A 17,623-nucleotide genomic window follows, 5' to 3' on the forward strand; every position below is an offset into this window, starting at 1 on the left:
ATGTTCAGAGCCCGCCGTACTTGTCTTCGCGGATGATGCGCGGCGTGATCTCGCGCGGCTCGATGGTCACCGGCTGGTAGACCACGCGCTTCTGCTCGGCGTCGTAGCGCATCTCGACGTGGCCCGACACCGGGAAGTCCTTGCGCATCGGGTGGCCGATGAAGCCGTAGTCCGTCAGGATGCGGCGCAGGTCGCTGTGGCCGTCGAAGATGACGCCGTACATGTCGAAGGCCTCGCGCTCGAACCAGTTGGCCGAGTTCCACACCGGCGTGACCGAGGCCACGCAGGGGAAGTCGTCGTCCGTGGCGAACACCTTCAGGCGCAAGCGCCAGTTGTGGCTCACCGACAGCAGGTGGCTGACGACCGCGTAGCGCGGGCCTTCGTGCGTGCCGTCGCGGTAGGCGCTGTAGTCGACGCCGCAGAGGTCGATCAGCTGCTCCAGCTTCAGTTCGGCGTGGTCGCGCAGCGTGGTCGCGACGTCGAAGTAGTCGGCGGCGCGCACGGTCAGCGTCAGCTCGCCGAGCGCGTTCTTCAGCTCGACGACGCGCTCGCCGAGGATGGCGCCAATCCGCTGGGCCAGGGTTTCGAGGTGTTGACTCATGCCTTGCCTCAGCGGGCGATGGTGTTTTCGCGGCGGATCTTGGCCTGCAGCTGCAGGATGCCGTAGAGCAGCGCCTCGGCCGTCGGCGGGCAGCCGGGCACGTAGACGTCCACCGGCACGATGCGATCGCAGCCGCGCACGACGGAATAGCTGTAGTGGTAGTAGCCGCCGCCGTTGGCGCAGGAGCCCATCGACAGCACCCAGCGCGGCTCGGCCATCTGGTCGTAGACCTTGCGCAGCGCCGGCGCCATCTTGTTGCACAGCGTGCCGGCGACGATCATCAGGTCGCTCTGGCGCGGGCTCGGGCGGAACAGCATGCCGAAGCGGTCGATGTCGTAGCGCGCGGCGCCCGCGTGCATCATCTCCACGGCGCAGCAGGCCAGGCCGAACGTCATCGGCCACAGCGAACCGGTCTTGGACCAGTTGATGAGCTTGTCCACCGAGGTGGTGACGAAGCCCTCTTTCAAGACGCCTTCAATACCCATTTGGAATTCCCAGCTTGTGTCGGCGGACGCTCATTCCCAATCGAGGGCGCCCTTTTTCCATTCGTAGGCGAAGCCCACGACCAGGATGCCAAGGAAGATCATCATCGCCCAGAAGCCCGTCGTGCCGATTTCCTTGAGCGCCACGGCCCACGGGAACAGGAAGGCGATTTCCAGGTCGAACAGGATGAACAGAATGGCGACGAGGTAGTAGCGCACGTCGAATTTCATGCGCGCGTCTTCAAAGGCCTCGAAGCCGCATTCGTAGGGGGAGTTCTTGGCTGCGTCCGGGCGGTTGGGGCCGAGCAGCGCGCCCAGGATCTGGGGGGCGATCCCGACACCTGCGCCGACCAAGATGAAGAGGATGACGGGCAGGTATTGTTCGAGATTCATCTGGGCTTTCTCGGATCGACTGTGTGTCTTCGTCACCGTGGCCTGGCAAAAGCCAAGCCACAAAAGCAAACAGGCGCGCCACCAGCGAATCGAAGAATCGCTCGCGGATCGCGCCCGCCTTGAACCTTGCTCAGCCGCCCGGCGTCAAACCGGACGGCCTCCAGCGACAGGCCGCTATGGCTGGCTCCCGCATCAGGACTGCAGGAATCCTAGCCTATGTTCTGGTGCCGTCGGCGAGACTCGAACTCGCACAGCTTTCGCCACTACCCCCTCAAGATAGCGTGTCTACCAATTTCACCACGACGGCAGGTATTCAATATGCCTGGCAACTCGTGAGGGTTTGCTTGCCAGACAGCCTCGCATTCTATACCGGAAGCACCGGGCTCCCGGGCAAAGAGGCGAGGTTTTTAGTCGGGATTCAGTGCGCCGCGGACGACGCGGCGGCGGACGCCGGCGCGGCAGGCAGCACGACAGCGGCGCCAGGGATGGCGGCGGCGCCCGATGCCGCTGGGGCCGGCGCGACGACGGCCGGCGCGCGGTCGAGTGCGCTGTCGGAGGTCTGCGCCGACGTGCGGCCGTTGGACAGGAAGGCCAGGCCCAGCGTGCAGCCGAAGAACAGCGTCGCGGCGAACGCCGTCGTGCGCGACAGGAAGTTGGCGCTGCCGGTGGCGCCGAACAGGCTTCCCGACGCGCCACTGCCGAACGAGGCGCCCATGTCGGCGCCCTTGCCGTGCTGCACCAGCACCAGACCGATGATCGCCAGGGCCGACAGCAGCTGAACGATCAACACCAGATTTGCAAAGACCTGCATTCCTAACACTCCATCAATACTCGGGTGGCGCCCTGCCCCGCGGGCCGGCGCCGGGAAAACTCAACAGGCCGCCGCGGCCCGGCAGATGGCGGCGAAGTCGGCCGCCTTCAACGAGGCGCCACCGATCAGGCCGCCGTCGATGTCGGGCTGGCCGAACAGCTCGGCCGCGTTGTCGGCCTTGACGCTGCCGCCATACAGAAGGTGCATCGCGTCCGCCTTGTCGGTCGCCGCGCGCAGCTGCGCGCGCAGCACGGCGTGGACGGCCTGCGCCTCGGCGGGGGTCGCGGTCAGGCCGGTGCCGATCGCCCAGACGGGCTCGTAGGCGACGACCATCTCGCCGCAGCAGTGGCCCAGCGTGTGGATGACGGCGGCGAGCTGGCGCTTGACGACGGCTTCGGTCTGGCCGGCCTCGCGCTCGGCGCGGGTCTCGCCGACGCAGACGATGGGCGTCACGCCGTGCGCCAGCGCGGCCTTGGCCTTGTCGGCGACGAGCTGGTCGCTCTCCGCGTGGTAGGCGCGGCGCTCCGAGTGGCCGACGATGGCGTAGCGGCAGCCGATGTCATGCAGCATGGCCGACGACACCTCGCCCGTGTATGCGCCCTGCTCGTGCGCCGAGCAGTCCTGCGCGCCGTAGGCCAGGGCCGTGCCGGTCAGCGCGAGCGCCGTCTCGGCGATGTAGGGGAAGGGCACGCAGACGGCCACGTCGGCGTTCCAGGGGCCGGCTTCCTTCAGGCCGGCCAGCAGTTGGGCATTGGCCACGCGGTTGCCATGCATTTTCCAGTTGCCAACGACGAGCTTCTTTCTCATTGCCACTCCATCACCAGGTCAGCACGATCTTGCCGATGTGCCGGTTGGATTCCATCAGTGCGTGCGCCTCGGCCGCTTGGTGCGCGGGCAGCTCGCGGTCGATCACGGGTTTGATCCGGCCGGCGTCGATCAGCGGCCAGACCTGGTCGCGCAACGCGCGCGCCAGCTGGGCCTTGAACGCCGCCGAGCGCGGGCGCAGCGTCGAGCCGGTGATCGTCAGCCGCTTGCGCAGTACCACGCCGGCGTCGATCTCCGCCGCCACGCCGCCCTGCACGGCGATCAGCGCCAGGCGGCCGTCTTCGGCCAGCGCCTGCACGCCGCGGCCGACGTAGTCGCCGGCCACCATGTCCAGGATCACATCGACGCCGCGCCCCCCGGTGGCGGCCCGGGCTTCGGCGACGAAATCCTGCTCCCGGTAGTTGATCGCCACGTCGGCGCCCAGCGCCTTGCAGGCCTCGGCCTTGGCGGCGCTGCCGACGGTCACCAGCACGCGGGCGCCCAGCGCCTTGGCGATCTGGATGGCCGTCACGCCGATGCCGCTGGCGCCGCCGTGCACCAGCAGCGTCTCGTCGGCCTGCAGGCCGGCGCGCTGGAACACGTTGGCCCAGACGGTGAAGCAGGTTTCCGGCAGCGTCGCCGCCTGCGCCAGCGTCCAGCCCTTGGGCACCGGCAGGCACTGGCCGACCGGCGCCGTGCACAGCGTGGCATAGCCGCCGCCATTGACCAGCGCGCAGACCGCATCGCCCAGCTTGAAGCCCTGCGCGGCGAGCGCGTCGGCGTCACCGGCGACGATCTCGCCGGCCACCTCCAGCCCGGGCAGCTCGCTCGCACCCGGCGGCGGCGGGTAGGCGCCCTTGCGCTGCAGCACGTCCGGGCGGTTGATGCCCGAAGCGGCCACGCGGATCAGGCACTCGCCCGGGCCCGCGACCGGATCCGGCCGCTCGGCCAGCTCCAGCACCTCGGGCCCGCCGGGGCGGGTGATGGCGATGGCTTTCATCGCTGCGCGGCTTACTCCGCAGCCGGGGCGTCGGCGGCCGGGGCCACCGGGGCCGGCGCAGCGTCGCGGTCGAGCAGCGCCTTCATCGACAGCTTGATGCGGCCCTTCTCGTCGGTCTCCAGCACCTTGACCTTGACGACCTGGCCTTCCTGCAGGAAGTCGGTGACCTTCTCGACGCGCTGGTGGGCGATCTGGCTGATGTGCAGCAGGCCGTCCTTGCCGGGCAGCAGGTTCACGAGGGCGCCGAAGTCCAGGATCTTGACGATCGGGCCTTCGTAGACCTTGCCCACTTCGACCTCGGCGGTGATCTCGGCGATGCGCTTCTTGGCCAGTTCGGCCTTCTCGGCGTCGGTCGAGGCGATGGTGATGGTGCCGTCTTCGCCGATGTCGATGGTCGTGCCGGTCTCTTCGGTCAGCGCGCGGATGGTGGCGCCGCCCTTGCCGATGACGTCGCGGATCTTCTCCGGGTTGATCTTCATCGTGTACAGGCGCGGGGCGAACTGCGACACCTCGGTGTTCGCGCTGCCCATGGCATCGACCATCTTGCCGAGGATGTGCAGGCGGGCTTCCTTGGCCTGCGCCAGCGCGACCTGCATGATTTCCTTGGTGATGCCCTGGATCTTGATGTCCATCTGCAGGGCCGTGATGCCGGTCGTCGTGCCGGCCACCTTGAAGTCCATGTCGCCGAGGTGGTCCTCGTCGCCCAGGATGTCGGTCAGCACGGCGAAGCGGTTGCCGTCCTTGATCAGGCCCATCGCGATGCCGGCCACGTGGGCCTTCATCGGTACGCCGGCATCCATCAGCGCCAGGCAGCCGCCGCAGACGGAGGCCATCGACGAGGAGCCGTTGGACTCGGTGATCTCGGAGACCACGCGCAGCGAGTACGGGAAGTCTTCCTTGCTCGGCAGCGCGGCGATCAGCGCGCGCTTGGCCAGGCGGCCGTGGCCGATTTCGCGGCGCTTCGGCGAGCCCACACGGCCCGTCTCGCCGGTGGCGAAGGGGGGCATGTTGTAGTGCATCATGAAGCGGTCCTCGAACTCGCCGTCCAGCGCGTCGATGCGCTGTGCGTCGCGGTCCGTGCCCAGCGTGGCGACGACCAGGGCCTGCGTCTCGCCGCGCGTGAACAGCGCCGAGCCGTGCGTGCGGGGCAGCAGGCCGTTGCGGATCTCGATGGGGCGCACGGTGCGGGTGTCACGGCCGTCGATGCGCGGCTCGCCGGCCAGGATCTGGCTGCGCACGATGCGGGCTTCGATCTCGAACAGCAGGCCTTCGACCTCGACCTTGTCGAAGGCGACGCCTTCGGCGGTCAGCGCGGCGAACACGTTCGCGGTGGCCGCGCGGCAGGCCTGCGTGCGGGCCTGCTTGGAGCGGATTCTGGTAGGCCTCGCGCAGCGGGCCTTCGGCCAGGCCGTTGACCTTGGCGATGAAGGCCTCGTCCTTGGCGGGCGCGGTCCAGTTCCAGGCCGGCTTGCCGGCTTCCTTGACCAGCTCGTTGATCGCGGCGATGGCGACGTTGCCCTGCTCGTGGCCGAACACCACCGCGCCCAGCATGACTTCTTCCGACAGGCCCGAGGCCTCGGACTCGACCATCAGCACCGCGGCCTGCGTGCCGGCGACGACCAGGTCCATCTGGCTGTTGGCCAGTTCGGACTTGCTCGGGTTCAGCAGGTACTCGCCGTTGACGTAGCCCACGCGGGCGGCGCCGATCGGGCCGTTGAACGGGATGCCGGACACGGCCAGCGCGGCGGACGTGCCGATCATCGCGGCGATGTCTGCCTGCACCTCGGGGTTCAGGCTGACGACGTGGATGACGACCTGGACCTCGTTGAAGAAGCCCTCGGGGAACAGCGGGCGGATCGGGCGGTCGATCAGGCGGCTGGTCAGCGTCTCGTGCTCGCTGGGGCGGCCCTCGCGCTTGAAGAAGCTGCCGGGGATCTTGCCGGCGGCGTAGGTCTTCTCGAGGTAGTCGACGGTCAGCGGGAAGAAGTCCTGGCCGGCCTTGGCCTCGGTCTTGGCGACCACGGTGGCCAGCACGACGGTGCCTTCGATGTTGACGAGGACGGCGCCGCTGGACTGGCGGGCGATCTCGCCCGTTTCCAGCACGACCTGGTGGCGGCCCCATTGGAAGGACTTGGTGACCTTGTTGAACATGGACATGCTCATCTCCTGGTGGTTGTGAATGCGCTCAGGCATTCGGTGGAACCGGGAACGAGGCTGGGTTTGGTCCAGATGCCATTCCAGGGCGGCTCGGTGCGAGGAGCCGTCTTGGAATGATCCGCGACCACGTCAGCTTGGTTTCCCGCAGATGGACGAAGAGCCTGTGCTGGGCTTGCCGGACCAGACAGGCTCCTCGACGGATGCAATGGATTACTTGCGCAGGCCCAGCTTCTGGATCAGCGCGACGTAGCGGGCGGAGTCCACGCGCTTCAGGTAGGCCAGCAGGCTCTTGCGCGTGTTGACCATCTTCAGCAGGCCGCGGCGGCCGTGGTGGTCCTTGGCGTGCAGCTTGAAGTGGGGCGTCAGCTCGTTGATGCGGGCGGTCAGCAGGGCGACCTGGACTTCCGGGCTGCCGGTGTCGTTGGCGCTGCGGGCATTGGCCTTGACGATTTCGGCCTTGTTCAGTTCTGCGACGGACATGTGATGTTCCTGGTGGTCGGAAAGCCGGCCGGGCTGCTGATGCGCCGCAGACGGTTCCGGGGTTGACTTGCGGACACGGGGGAACCGCCCCGGGCCGTGCTGGTGCTCCGCGCTCCGACACCACAAAGGCGAAAGGGAAGCGCAAAACCGGCGGAGTATAGCCGAAACGGCACCCCCACCCTGCCCCGCCCGGGCTGCGCGCGGGCACGAAAGGCCTGAACTGCCGCCGGCCGCGGCGATTTCAAGAGCCGGCGGAGGCGCTGTCCACCCTTCCCGTGACTTGCATCAAGCCGCCGCGATCCGGCCCTTGAAGCGCCGCGGGCCGCACCTAGCTGGGGCTCATCGGGTGCTGCTCCCGAACCCAGACGAGCAGCGTCAACAGCCTCTCTCAAGGAGACCACCATGTTCCTCGTTCCCGTGAACCGCAACCTGTCCGACCTGTCCCGCTCGCTGGACCGCTTCTTCGACGACAGCTTCTTCAGCGATGGCCGCGACGCCAGCGCGGCCACGCTGCGCAGCCCGGCGCTGGACGTCAGCGAGTCCGAAACGGCCTACACCGTCAGGCTCGACATGCCCGGCGTGCCCAAGGACGCGGTCAAGGTCCACATCGACGGCCGCCGTATCAGCATCGACGCCGAGCAGCGCAAGGACGACGAGAAGAAGGACGGCGAGCGCGTCATCTACCGCGAGCGCACGGTCAGCCGCTTCTCGCGCAGCTTCACGCTGCCGCAGGAGATCAGCCAGGGCGACTCCAACGCCAGCCTGGACCAGGGCGTGCTGACGCTGAAGCTGGCCAAGCGCGCCGCCAGCGTGGCCAGCCAACTGACGGTGAACTAAACCGAGGCCAGGTCCCAGCGCGGGCGGACCTCGAAGCCGCCGTCCCGCCGGGGCCGGGCCAGGCCGCGCTGCAGCCGCAGCGCGGCGGCCATCGCGATCATGGCGCCGTTGTCGGTGCACAGCGCCAGCTCGGGGTAGTGCACCCGCACGCCGCGCCGGGCGCAGGCGGCGTCCAGCTGCTCGCGCAGCCGGGCGTTCGCGCCCACGCCGCCGGCGACGACCAGGCGTTTCAGCCCCGTGGCCTTCAGCGCCAGCAGCGATTTCTTCACCAGCACCTCGACGATGGCGGCCTGCGTCGATGCGGCGAGGTCGGCCTTGGTCTGCTCGCACGGTGAATCGCCGATCTTCCGCACCTGCGTCAGCACGGCCGTCTTCAGGCCGGCGAAGCTGAAATCCGGCCTGCCGCTGTGCAGCAGCGGGCGCGGCAGTTCATAGGCCTGCGGGTTGCCGAACTCGGCCATGCGCGCCAGGTGCGGGCCGCCGGGATACGGCAGGCCCAGCAGCTTGGCGCTCTTGTCGAAGGCCTCGCCGGCCGCGTCGTCGATGGTTTCGCCGAGGATCTCGTACGACCCGACGCCGTCCACGCGCATCAGTTGCGTGTGCCCGCCGCTGACCAGCAGCGCGACGAACGGGAACTCGGGCGGGTCGGCCGACAAAAAGGGCGACAGCAGATGCCCTTCGAGGTGGTGGATGGGCAGCGCCGGCAGGTCCAGCGCCGCCGCCAGCGACACCGCCACGCCGGCACCGACCAGCAGCGCGCCGGCGAGGCCGGGGCCCTGGGTGTAGGCGATCAGGTCCACGTCGGGCAGCGCCAGCCCGGCCTGCGACAGCACCTCGCGCGCCAGCGGCAGCACGCGGCGCACATGGTCGCGCGAGGCCAGTTCGGGCACGACGCCGCCATAGGCCTGGTGCATGGCGATCTGGCTGTGCAGCGCCTGCGCGACCAGCCGGGGCGGCGCGTCGCCGTCCACCTCGACGAGCGCGACCCCGGTCTCGTCGCAGGACGACTCGAAGCCGAGGACACGCTGCACGGCGCTCACTTGCCTTCCTTGGCGTGGTTGATGGAGTACTTGGGGATCTCGATCGTGATGTCCTGCTGGCGCAGCAGCGCCTGGCAGGACAGGCGCGAGTCCGGCTCCAACCCCCAGGCGCGGTCCAGCATGTCTTCCTCGTCCTCCTCCATCTCGCTCAGCGAGCGGCCGCCCTGGCGCACGATGACGTGACAGGTCGTGCAGGCGCAGACCTGGTCGCAGGCGTGCTCGATGGGGATGTCGTTGTCCAGCAGCGCCTCGCAGATCGATGCGCCGGGCGCGGCGGTCACCGTGCGGCCCTCGGGGCAGTACTCGGCGTGTGGAAGGATGGTGATGACGGGCATGGGGTGTTCTTTCAGAGCGCCGACACATCGCGGCCCGTCAGGGCGCGGGCGATGGAGCGGTTCATGCGTTCGGCGGCAAAGCCTTCGGTGGCCTCGGCCAGCGCCTTCGTCGCGGCGTCGATGGCGTCGGCATCGCCGTCCATCGCGGCCAGGGCCGACAGCCGGGCCGCCAGCGCCTCGCGCTCGGCGGCGGGCAGCAGGTCGCCGTCGGCGGCGAGCGCGCTGCGCGTGGCCAGCACCATGCGCTCGGCCTCCACCCTCGCCTCGCGCAGCTTGCGGGCGGCCATGTCGGCGTCGGCGCTGGTGAAGCCGTCCTTCAGCATGCCGGCGATCTGCTCGTCGGACAGGCCGTAGCTGGGCTTGACGGTGATGGCCGCCTGCACGCCCGAGGTCAGCTCCTGCGCCGACACGCTGAGCAGCCCGTCCGCATCGACCTGGAAGCTGACGCGGATGCGCGCCGCGCCGGCCGCCATCGGCGGGATGCCGCGCAGCTCGAAGCGGGCGAGCGAGCGGCATTCGCTGACCAGGTCGCGCTCGCCCTGCACGACATGCACCGCGAGCGCGGTCTGGCCGTCCTTGAAGGTCGTGAAGTCCTGCGCCTTGGCGACCGGGATGGTCGAGTTGCGCTCGATGACGCGCTCGACCAGGCCGCCCATGGTCTCCAGGCCCAGCGACAGCGGGATCACGTCCAGCAGCAGGATCTCGCCGTCGGCCGCGTTGCCGGCGAGCTGGTTGGCCTGGATGGCCGCGCCGAGGGCCACCACCTCGTCGGGGTTCAGGTTGGTCAGCACCCTGGCCTGGCCCTCCGGGCCGAACAGCTCGCCGACCGCGCGGCGCACCACCGGCATGCGCGTGGAGCCGCCGACCATGACGGCGCCCCGCACCTCGGACGCCTTGACCTTGGCGTCGCGCAGCACGCGCTTCACGGCCGACAACGTCCTGGCGACCAGCGGCTGGGCCAGCGCCTCGAACTGGGCGCGGGTGACGGCCACGCGCAGCTCGCCGGCATCGAGTGCGGCGACCAGCTCGGCCGCGTCGGCCGCGGACAGCGCCTCCTTGGCCGCGCGCGCGGCGACGAGCACGGCGCGCTTGTCGTGCGCGGACGTGACGCTGCGGCCGGCGAGCGCCCAGTCGGCCAGCGCGCGGTCGAAGTCGTCGCCGCCCAGCACCGCGTCGCCGCCGGTCGCCACCACCTCGAACACGCCGCGCGTCAGCCGCAGCAGCGAGATGTCGAAGGTGCCGCCGCCCAGGTCGTAGACGGCGTAGAGGCCTTCGCTGGCGTTGTCCAGCCCGTAGGCGATGGCGGCCGCGGTCGGCTCGTTGATCAGGCGCAGCACCTTGAGGCCGGCCAGTTCGGCGGCGTCCTTCGTCGCCTGGCGCTGGGCGTCGTCGAAATAGGCCGGCACCGTGATGACGGCGCCAAACAGGTCGTCGTTGAACGTGTCCTCGGCCCGGAAGCGCAGCGTCGCCAGGATCTCGGCGGACACCTCGACGGGGCTCTTCACGCCGTCGCGCGTGGCGATGGCGAGCATGCCGGGGTGGTCCTCGAAGCGGTAGGGCAACTGCTCACGGCCGGCCACGTCGGCGACGCCGCGGCCCATGAAGCGCTTCACCGAGACGATGGTGTTCTCGGGGTCTTCGGCCTGTGCAGCGAGTGCGTCGGCGCCGATCTGGCGGCGGCCTTCGGGCAGGTAGCGCACGGCGGATGGCAGGATCACGCGGCCCTGCTCGTCGGGCAGGCATTCGGCCACGCCGTGGCGCACGGCGGCGACCAGGGAATGCGTCGTGCCGAGGTCGATGCCGACGGCGATGCGGCGCTGGTGCGGGTCGGGCGAGGCGCCCGGTTCGGAGATCTGGAGGAGTGCCATCAGGCGTCGAGCGCCGCGAGGCGCCGGTCAATGTCGGCCCGGAAGCGCTGGATGAACATCAGCGCGCGGACCTGGGATGCGGCGGCCGGCGCCGAGGTGTCGATGTCACCGGCCTCGTCGAGCAGGCGCTGCACCGCGGCGAGCGCGGCGGTTTCGGCCTGGGCCGCGTCGTCGTCGAGGGCGGCCAGCGCGGCCTCGTCGTTCGCGTCGTCCAGCGCCTCGCGCCATGCCATCTGCTGCATCAGGAAGGCGGGCGGCATCGCGGTGTTGTTCTCAGCCTGCACCGGCGCGCCGCGCAGCTCGCACAGGTAGGCGGCGCGCTTGAGCGGATCCTTCAGGCGCTGGTAGCCCTCGTTGACGCGCATCGCCCACTGCATCGCCACGCGCTGTGCGGCGGCGCCTTCGGCGGCGAAGCGGTCGGGGTGGACCTCGGCCTGCAGCGCCTTCCAGCGCGCGTCGATGGCGGCGCGGTCCTGGGCCTGCGTCTCGGGCAGGCCGAAGAGCTGGAAATCGTTGTCGGTCAGGCGCATGGTGATCGGAGAAAAGCAAAAAGCGCGGCCGGTGCCGCGCTCGCGCACGTCGTCAATGCCGGTCAGACACGGAAGGATTCGCCGCAGCCGCAGCGGTCCTTCTCGCGCGGGTTGCGGAACTTGAAGCCTTCGTTCAGGCCTTCGCGGACGAAGTCCAGCTCGGTGCCGTCCAGGTAGGGCAGGCTCTTGGGATCGACGAGCACCTTGACCTCGTGGCCCTCGAAGACCACGTCCTCGGGCGCCACCTCGTCGGCGTATTCGAGCTTGTAGGCCAGGCCGGAGCAGCCGGTCGTCTTCACGCCCAGGCGCACGCCCACGCCCTTGCCACGCTTGGCGATGTAGCGCTTGACGTGGCGGGCCGCGGCCTCGGTCAGCGTGACGGACATATCAGCTCGCGTGCTTGGCGCGGTAGTCGTCCACCGCGGCCTTGATGGCGTCCTCGGCCAGGATGGAGCAGTGGATCTTGACCGGCGGCAGCGCCAGCTCCTCGGCGATCTGGGTGTTCTTGATGGTCAGCGCCTCGTCCAGCGTCTTGCCCTTGACCCATTCGGTCACGAGCGAGCTGGATGCGATCGCCGAGCCGCAGCCATAGGTCTTGAACTTGGCGTCCTCGATCTTGCCGGTGGCCGGGTTGACCTTGATCTGCAGCTTCATCACGTCGCCGCAGGCCGGCGCGCCGACCATGCCGGTGCCGACGTCCTCGTCGCCGTTGTCGAACTTGCCGACGTTGCGGGGGTTCTCGTAGTGGTCAACGACCTTGTCGCTGTATGCCATGTCGTTCTCCTTTTAATGCGCTGCCCATTGGATCGTCGAGAGATCGACGCCATCCTTGTACATGTCCCACAGCGGCGACAGCTCACGCAGCTTGGCGACGCGGTCGGTCAGCACGCTGACGGCGTAGTCGATCTCTTCCTCGGTCGTGAAGCGGCCGATGGTCATGCGCAGCGAGCTGTGCGCCAGTTCGTCCGAACGGCCCAGCGCGCGCAGCACGTAGCTGGGCTCCAGGCTGGCCGAGGTGCAGGCCGAGCCGGACGACACCGCCAGGCCCTTGACGCCCATGATCAGCGACTCGCCCTCGACGTAGTTGAACGAGATGTTCAGGTTGTGCGGCACGCGCTGTGCCAGGTCGCCGTTGATGAAGGTCTGCTCGATGCCGGACAGGCCCTTCACGAGGCGCTCGTGCAGCGCGCGGATGCGCTCGCGCTCGGCACCCATCTCCTCGCGGGCGATGCGGAAGGCCTCGCCCATGCCGACGATCTGGTGCACCGGCAGCGTGCCCGAGCGCATGCCGCGCTCGTGGCCGCCACCGTGCATCTGCGCCTCCAGGCGCACGCGCGGCTTGCGGCGCACGTAGAGCGCGCCGATGCCCTTGGGGCCGTAGGTCTTGTGCGAGGCCAGGCTCATCAGGTCGATGGGCAGCTGGGCCAGGTCGATCTCGACCTTGCCGCTGGCCTGGGCCGCATCGACGTGGAAGATCACGCCGCGCTCGCGGCAGAGCTTGCCCAGAGCGACCACGTCCTGGATGACGCCGATCTCGTTGTTGACGTACATGACCGAGGCCAGGATGGTGTCCGGGCGCAGCGCGGCCTTGAACACCTCCAGGTCCAGCAGGCCGTTCTCCTGCACGTCGAGGTAGCTCACCTCGAAACCCTGGCGCTCCAGCTCGCGCATGGTGTCCAGCACGGCCTTGTGCTCGGTCTTCAAGGTGATCAGGTGCTTGCCGCGCGTCTTGTAGAACTGCGCGGCGCCCTTGATCGCCAGGTTGTTGGATTCGGTGGCGCCGGAGGTCCAGACGATCTCGCGCGGGTCGGCGCCGATCAGCTCGGCCACCTGCACGCGCGCGCGCTCGACCGCCTCTTCCGCCTCCCAGCCCCAGGCGTGGCTGCGCGACGCCGGGTTGCCGAAGTGCTCGCGCAACCAGGGAATCATCGCGTCCACCACGCGGGGGTCGCAGGGCGTCGTCGCGCCGTAGTCGAGGTAGATCGGGAAATGCGGGGTCATGTCCATGGGAAGGTTCTTCTTATTTGCTGAAGGCGCCGCCGAGATTGCCGCCCAGCGCGAACACCGAGTTCGGCGCCGTCACGCGGATGGGCTTGAGCACGGGCTGGCTGGAAATGGCGCGCTTGATCGGCGCGGCCTCGACCTCGAAGCCCTTGGCCAGCTGCTCGTCGGCCAGCTTGCGCAGCGAGACCGAGTCGAGGTACTCGATCATCTTGGCGTTCAGGTTGGTCCAGAGTTCATGGGTGATGCAGCGGCCGCTGTCCTCGCCCATGCAGTTTTCCTTGCCGCCGCAGCCGGTGGCGTCCAGCGCCTCGTCCACGGCGACGATGATGTCGGCGACGGTGATGTCGTCGGCCTTGCGGCCCAGCGAATAGCCGCCGCCCGGGCCGCGGGTGCTCTCCACCAGCTCGTGGCGGCGCAGCTTGCCGAACAGCTGCTCCAGGTAGGACAGCGAAATATGCTGCCGCTGGCTGATCGCCGCCAGGGCCACGGGCCCCGTGTTCTCGCGCAGCGCCAGATCCAGCATCGCGGTGACGGCAAACCGGCCTTTGGTGGTGAGGCGCATACGAAACTCCTTTGCGAGATGCCTGATCGGTTACGGGTTAACCCGGGAGGCCGGGGACCATATCCGAGCGAATCATTTCCGATGATTTTACTCGACTAATCGAGCCTTCCCCAGGGGGCGTGCCTAGCCCCCAGGTTTGCGCAGGTCTTTGCTGCAGCGCAGCAGCATCAGCGCGGCGCGGCACCCCTGCCCGCCTGGCGGGCGGCGTCCAGCGGCACGATGCTGTCGTGCACCCGGGCGCCGAAGGCCTGCTCGCGCAGCTGCGCCAGCTGGTCGCGCAACCGGGCGGCCTTCTCGAATTCGAGGTTGCGGGCGTGCTCCAGCATCTGCTTTTCGAGCTGGGCGATGCGCTTGGACAAGTCCTTCTCGGACAGCTCCTCCACCTGGGCCGCAGCCAGCAGCCGGGCGTCGTCGCGGCCGGCGTCCTCGGCGTACACGCCGTCGATCAGGTCCTTGATGCGCTTTTGCACGCTGCGCGGCGTGATGCCGTGCTCTTCGTTGAAGGCGATCTGCCTGGCGCGGCGGCGCTCGGTCTCGCCGATGGCCTTGCGCATCGAGTCGGTGATCCTGTCCGCGTACAGGATGGCCTTGCCGTTCAAGTTGCGCGCCGCGCGGCCGATGGTCTGGATCAGGCTGCGCTCGGCGCGCAGAAAGCCTTCCTTGTCGGCGTCCAGGATGGCGACCAGCGACACCTCCGGGATGTCCAGCCCCTCGCGCAGCAGGTTGATGCCCACCAGCACGTCGAAGGCGCCCAGCCGCAGGTCGCGCAGGATTTCCACGCGCTCCACCGTATCCACGTCCGAGTGCAGATAGCGCACCTTGACGCCGTTGTCGCCGAGGTAGTCGGTCAGTTGCTCGGCCATGCGCTTGGTCAGCGTCGTGATCAGCACGCGCTCGTTGGCCTCGACGCGCAGCCGGATCTCCTGCAGCACGTCGTCCACTTGATGCGTGGCGGGCCGCACCTCGACGAGGGGATCCACCAGCCCGGTCGGCCGCACCACCTGCTCCACGACCTGGCCCGCGTTGTCCTGCTCGTACTGCGCCGGCGTGGCCGACACGAAGATGGCCTGGCGCATCTTGCGTTCGAACTCGGCGAACTTCAGCGGCCGGTTGTCCAGCGCCGACGGCAGCCGGAAGCCGTACTCCACCAGCGTCGTCTTGCGCGCCCGGTCGCCGTTGTACATGCCGCCGAACTGGCCGATCAGCACGTGGCTCTCGTCCAGGAACATCAACGCGTCGGGCGGCAGGTAGTCCACCAGCGTCGGCGGCGGGTCGCCGGGCTGGGCGCCGGAGAGGTGGCGCGTGTAGTTCTCGATGCCCTTGCAGTGGCCCACCTCCTGCAGCATCTCCAGGTCGAAGCGGGTGCGCTGCTCCACGCGCTGCGCCTCGACGAGCTTGCCCTCCTTGACGAAGAAGTCCACCCGCTCGCGCAGCTCCTGCTTGATCGCCTCGATCGCGGTCAGCACGCGCTCGCGCGGCGTCACGTAGTGGCTGCTGGGGTAGACCGTGAAGCGCGGGATCTTCTGCCGCACCCGCCCCGTCAGCGGGTCGAACAGCGACAGCGCCTCCACCTCGTCGTCGAACAGCTCGATGCGGATCGCCAGCTCCGAGTGCTCGGCCGGGAACACGTCGATGGTGTCGCCGCGCACGCGGAAATGGCCGCGCGTGAACTCCATCTCGTTACGCGTGTACTGCATGCGGATCAGGTGCGCGATCACGTCGCGCTGGCCCAGCCTGTCGCCCACGCGCAGCGTCATCACCATCTGGTGGTAGTCGCTCGGATCGCCGATGCCGTAGATCGCCGACACGGACGCGACGATCACCACGTCGCGCCGCTCCAGCAGGCTCTTGGTGCAGGACAGGCGCAGCTGCTCGATGTGCTCGTTGATCGCGCTGTCCTTCTCGATGAACAGGTCGCGCTGCGGCACGTAGGCCTCGGGCTGGTAGTAGTCGTAGTAGCTGACGAAGTACTCGACCGCGTTGTTCGGGAAGAAGTCGCGGAACTCGCTGTACAGCTGCGCCGCCAGCGTCTTGTTGGGCGCGAAGACGATGGCCGGCCGGCCCAGCCGGGCGATGACGTTGGCCATCGTGAAGGTCTTGCCCGAGCCGGTCACGCCCAGCAGCGTCTGGTAGCTCAGGCCGTCGTTGACGCCCTCCACCAGCTGCGCGATGGCCGCCGGCTGGTCGCCCGCCGGCGGAAAGGGCTGGAACAGCTGGAACGGCGAGCCTTCGAAGCTGACGAACTCGCCCTTGCGCTCCTCCGGGTCCCCCTCGGGAGCGGGCGGGGCGTTCAAGGCTTCTTGCATGGGGAATTCCCTGGGTTCACGGGCAAAATTGCTGCGCTGCGCAACCCGGCAGGTTAGCGCAGCCCCCGTGTCTTCAACCTGCCCCTGCTGACAACGCCTTTTCAGGAACCCCCATGTCTTCTTTGTTCGCCGACGTCGCCCTGGCTCCCCGTGACCCCATCCTCGGCCTGAACGAGCAGTTCAACGCCGACACCCGCCCGGGCAAGGTCAACCTCGGCGTCGGCGTCTACTACGACGAGAACGGCAAGCTGCCGCTGCTGAAGTGCGTGCAGGAGGCCGAGAAGGCCATGGCCGCCGCCCCCAAGCCGCGCGGCTACCTGCCCATCGACGGCATCGCCGCCTACGACAAGGCCGTGCAGAAGCTCGTCTTCGGCAGCGAGCTGAAGCACGTCGCCACCGTGCAGGCGCTGGGCGGCACCGGCGCGCTCAAGGTCGGCGCGGACTTCCTGAAGCACCTCAGCCCCGGCGCCACCGTGCTGATCTCCGACCCGAGCTGGGAGAACCACCGCGCGCTGTTCACGCAGGCCGGCTTCACGGTCGGAACCTACCCCTACTACGACGCCGACGCCAAGGGCCTGAACTTCGCCGGCATGCTGGCCGCGCTGAACGCCGCGCCGGCCGGCACCATCGTCGTACTGCACGCCTGCTGCCACAACCCGACCGGCTACGACCTCAGCGCCGCCCAATGGGCCGAGGTGGTGGCCGCCGTCAAGGCCCGGGGCCTGACGCCCTTCCTGGACATGGCCTACCAGGGCTTCGGCTTCGGCCTGCAGGAAGACGGCGAGGCGGTGCGCCAGTTCCTGGCCGCGGGCGTGGGCTTCTTCGTGTCCACCAGCTTCTCCAAGAGCTTCTCGCTGTACGGCGAGCGCGTCGGCGCGCTGAGCGTCGTCTGCGGCAGCGACGAGGAGGCCGCGCGCGTGCTGTCGCAGCTGAAGATCATGATCCGCACCAACTACTCCAACCCGCCGACGCACGGCGCCCAGGTGGTGGCCCAGGTGCTGGGCGACGACGGCCTGCGCGCGCTGTGGGAGCAGGAGCTGGCCGGCATGCGCGTGCGCATCAAGGCCATGCGCGGCGCGCTGGTCGCGGCGCTGCAGGCCGCGGGCGTCACGCGGGACCTGTCCTTCGTCACCGAACAGCTCGGCATGTTCAGCTACTCCGGCCTGAGCGTCGCCCAGATGCAGCGCCTGCGCAGCGAGTTCGGCATCTACGGCCTGGACTCCGGCCGCCTCTGCATGGCGGCGCTGAACGAGGGCAACCTGCCCGCCGTGGCCGCCGGCATGGCGGCCGTGCTGCAGGGCTGACCGCCCCCCGGGAAACGCCTACCGAATGCGCAGGATTGGCGGTTTCGGCCGCCTCCGCGCCGCACCGCGGATGCTGCGGCGCACAACGGCGAAAGCGTTTTCTGGCACC

Annotated in this window: 18 protein-coding genes, 1 tRNA gene and 1 pseudogene; 2 read left to right on the plus strand and 18 right to left on the minus strand. The window is 69.0% G+C overall.

The window, feature by feature from the left end:
* Nucleotides 1-4: 4 nt before the first annotated feature.
* The 9 genes and pseudogenes from QM788_RS15820 to rpsO form a co-directional block, all read right to left on the minus strand.
* Nucleotides 5-601: an NADH-quinone oxidoreductase subunit C gene (locus tag QM788_RS15820; RefSeq protein WP_415662421.1), complete on the minus strand. Its 597-nt coding sequence runs from the start codon at nt 599-601 to the stop codon at nt 5-7.
* 8 nt (nt 602-609) lie between these two features.
* The gene (locus QM788_RS15825; protein WP_046113908.1) at nt 610-1,086 is read right to left on the minus strand and encodes a NuoB/complex I 20 kDa subunit family protein; all 477 of its coding nucleotides are present in this window, start codon (nt 1,084-1,086) and stop codon (nt 610-612) included.
* Between the two features lie 30 nt (nt 1,087-1,116).
* Nucleotides 1,117-1,476: an NADH-quinone oxidoreductase subunit A gene (locus tag QM788_RS15830; protein ID WP_415662422.1), complete on the minus strand. Its 360-nt coding sequence runs from the start codon at nt 1,474-1,476 to the stop codon at nt 1,117-1,119.
* Nucleotides 1,477-1,698: 222 nt separating this feature from the next.
* Nucleotides 1,699-1,783, minus strand: a tRNA-Leu gene (locus QM788_RS15835).
* 111 nt (nt 1,784-1,894) lie between these two features.
* Nucleotides 1,895-2,287 (minus strand): preprotein translocase subunit SecG, encoded by a 393-nt coding sequence (gene secG / locus QM788_RS15840; RefSeq protein WP_415662423.1) that lies wholly within the window; start codon nt 2,285-2,287, stop codon nt 1,895-1,897.
* Between the two features lie 60 nt (nt 2,288-2,347).
* On the minus strand, nt 2,348-3,094 hold the full coding sequence (gene tpiA, locus QM788_RS15845; RefSeq protein WP_415662424.1) for a triose-phosphate isomerase: 747 nt from the start codon (nt 3,092-3,094) through the stop codon (nt 2,348-2,350).
* Between the two features lie 10 nt (nt 3,095-3,104).
* Nucleotides 3,105-4,091 (minus strand): NAD(P)H-quinone oxidoreductase, encoded by a 987-nt coding sequence (locus QM788_RS15850; protein WP_415662425.1) that lies wholly within the window; start codon nt 4,089-4,091, stop codon nt 3,105-3,107.
* Nucleotides 4,092-4,102: 11 nt separating this feature from the next.
* Nucleotides 4,103-6,248 (minus strand): annotated as a pseudogene (pnp, locus tag QM788_RS15855) (polyribonucleotide nucleotidyltransferase).
* Nucleotides 6,249-6,458: 210 nt separating this feature from the next.
* Nucleotides 6,459-6,728: a 30S ribosomal protein S15 gene (gene rpsO, locus QM788_RS15860; protein ID WP_415662426.1), complete on the minus strand. Its 270-nt coding sequence runs from the start codon at nt 6,726-6,728 to the stop codon at nt 6,459-6,461.
* A 402-nt stretch (nt 6,729-7,130) separates the two neighbouring features.
* Here rpsO and QM788_RS15865 point away from each other — a divergent pair, with 402 nt between their 5' ends.
* A complete protein-coding gene (locus tag QM788_RS15865) occupies nt 7,131-7,565 on the plus strand; it encodes an Hsp20/alpha crystallin family protein (protein WP_415662427.1) in 435 nt (144 codons plus the stop codon).
* On the opposite strand, the gene tsaD is transcribed toward QM788_RS15865, so the two are convergent.
* From tsaD to uvrB, 9 genes are all read right to left on the minus strand, one after another.
* A complete protein-coding gene (tsaD, locus tag QM788_RS15870; protein WP_415662428.1) occupies nt 7,562-8,596 on the minus strand; it encodes a tRNA (adenosine(37)-N6)-threonylcarbamoyltransferase complex transferase subunit TsaD in 1,035 nt (344 codons plus the stop codon). The two genes, QM788_RS15865 and tsaD, sit on opposite strands and share 4 nt — an antisense overlap.
* 5 nt (nt 8,597-8,601) lie before the next feature.
* Entirely contained in the window at nt 8,602-8,940 is a 339-nt protein-coding gene (gene fdx, locus QM788_RS15875) for an ISC system 2Fe-2S type ferredoxin (RefSeq protein ID WP_415662429.1), read from the minus strand.
* 11 nt (nt 8,941-8,951) lie between these two features.
* Entirely contained in the window at nt 8,952-10,808 is a 1,857-nt protein-coding gene (hscA, locus tag QM788_RS15880; protein ID WP_415662430.1) for a Fe-S protein assembly chaperone HscA, read from the minus strand.
* Nucleotides 10,808-11,338: a Fe-S protein assembly co-chaperone HscB gene (hscB, locus tag QM788_RS15885; RefSeq protein ID WP_415662431.1), complete on the minus strand. Its 531-nt coding sequence runs from the start codon at nt 11,336-11,338 to the stop codon at nt 10,808-10,810. The genes hscA and hscB overlap by 1 nt, the downstream gene beginning before the upstream one ends.
* Nucleotides 11,339-11,400: 62 nt before the next feature.
* Nucleotides 11,401-11,724: an iron-sulfur cluster assembly protein IscA gene (gene iscA / locus QM788_RS15890; RefSeq protein ID WP_415662432.1), complete on the minus strand. Its 324-nt coding sequence runs from the start codon at nt 11,722-11,724 to the stop codon at nt 11,401-11,403.
* 1 nt (nt 11,725) lies between these two features.
* Nucleotides 11,726-12,112, minus strand: a complete 387-nt coding sequence (iscU, locus tag QM788_RS15895; RefSeq protein WP_415662433.1) for a Fe-S cluster assembly scaffold IscU — start codon at nt 12,110-12,112, stop codon at nt 11,726-11,728.
* Nucleotides 12,113-12,124: 12 nt separating this feature from the next.
* Nucleotides 12,125-13,345 (minus strand): IscS subfamily cysteine desulfurase, encoded by a 1,221-nt coding sequence (locus QM788_RS15900; RefSeq protein ID WP_415662434.1) that lies wholly within the window; start codon nt 13,343-13,345, stop codon nt 12,125-12,127.
* A 13-nt stretch (nt 13,346-13,358) separates the two neighbouring features.
* On the minus strand, nt 13,359-13,904 hold the full coding sequence (locus QM788_RS15905; protein ID WP_415662435.1) for a Fe-S cluster assembly transcription factor: 546 nt from the start codon (nt 13,902-13,904) through the stop codon (nt 13,359-13,361).
* A gap of 167 nt (nt 13,905-14,071) precedes the next feature.
* A complete protein-coding gene (gene uvrB, locus QM788_RS15910) occupies nt 14,072-16,210 on the minus strand; it encodes an excinuclease ABC subunit UvrB (RefSeq protein WP_415662436.1) in 2,139 nt (712 codons plus the stop codon).
* Between the two features lie 113 nt (nt 16,211-16,323).
* Here uvrB and QM788_RS15915 point away from each other — a divergent pair, with 113 nt between their 5' ends.
* The gene (locus tag QM788_RS15915) at nt 16,324-17,514 is read left to right on the plus strand and encodes an amino acid aminotransferase (protein WP_415662437.1); all 1,191 of its coding nucleotides are present in this window, start codon (nt 16,324-16,326) and stop codon (nt 17,512-17,514) included.
* The last annotated feature ends 109 nt before the right edge of the window (nt 17,515-17,623 follow it).

Source organism: Roseateles sp. (assembly GCF_047654785.1).
Classification (GTDB): domain Bacteria; phylum Pseudomonadota; class Gammaproteobacteria; order Burkholderiales; family Burkholderiaceae_C; genus Pelomonas.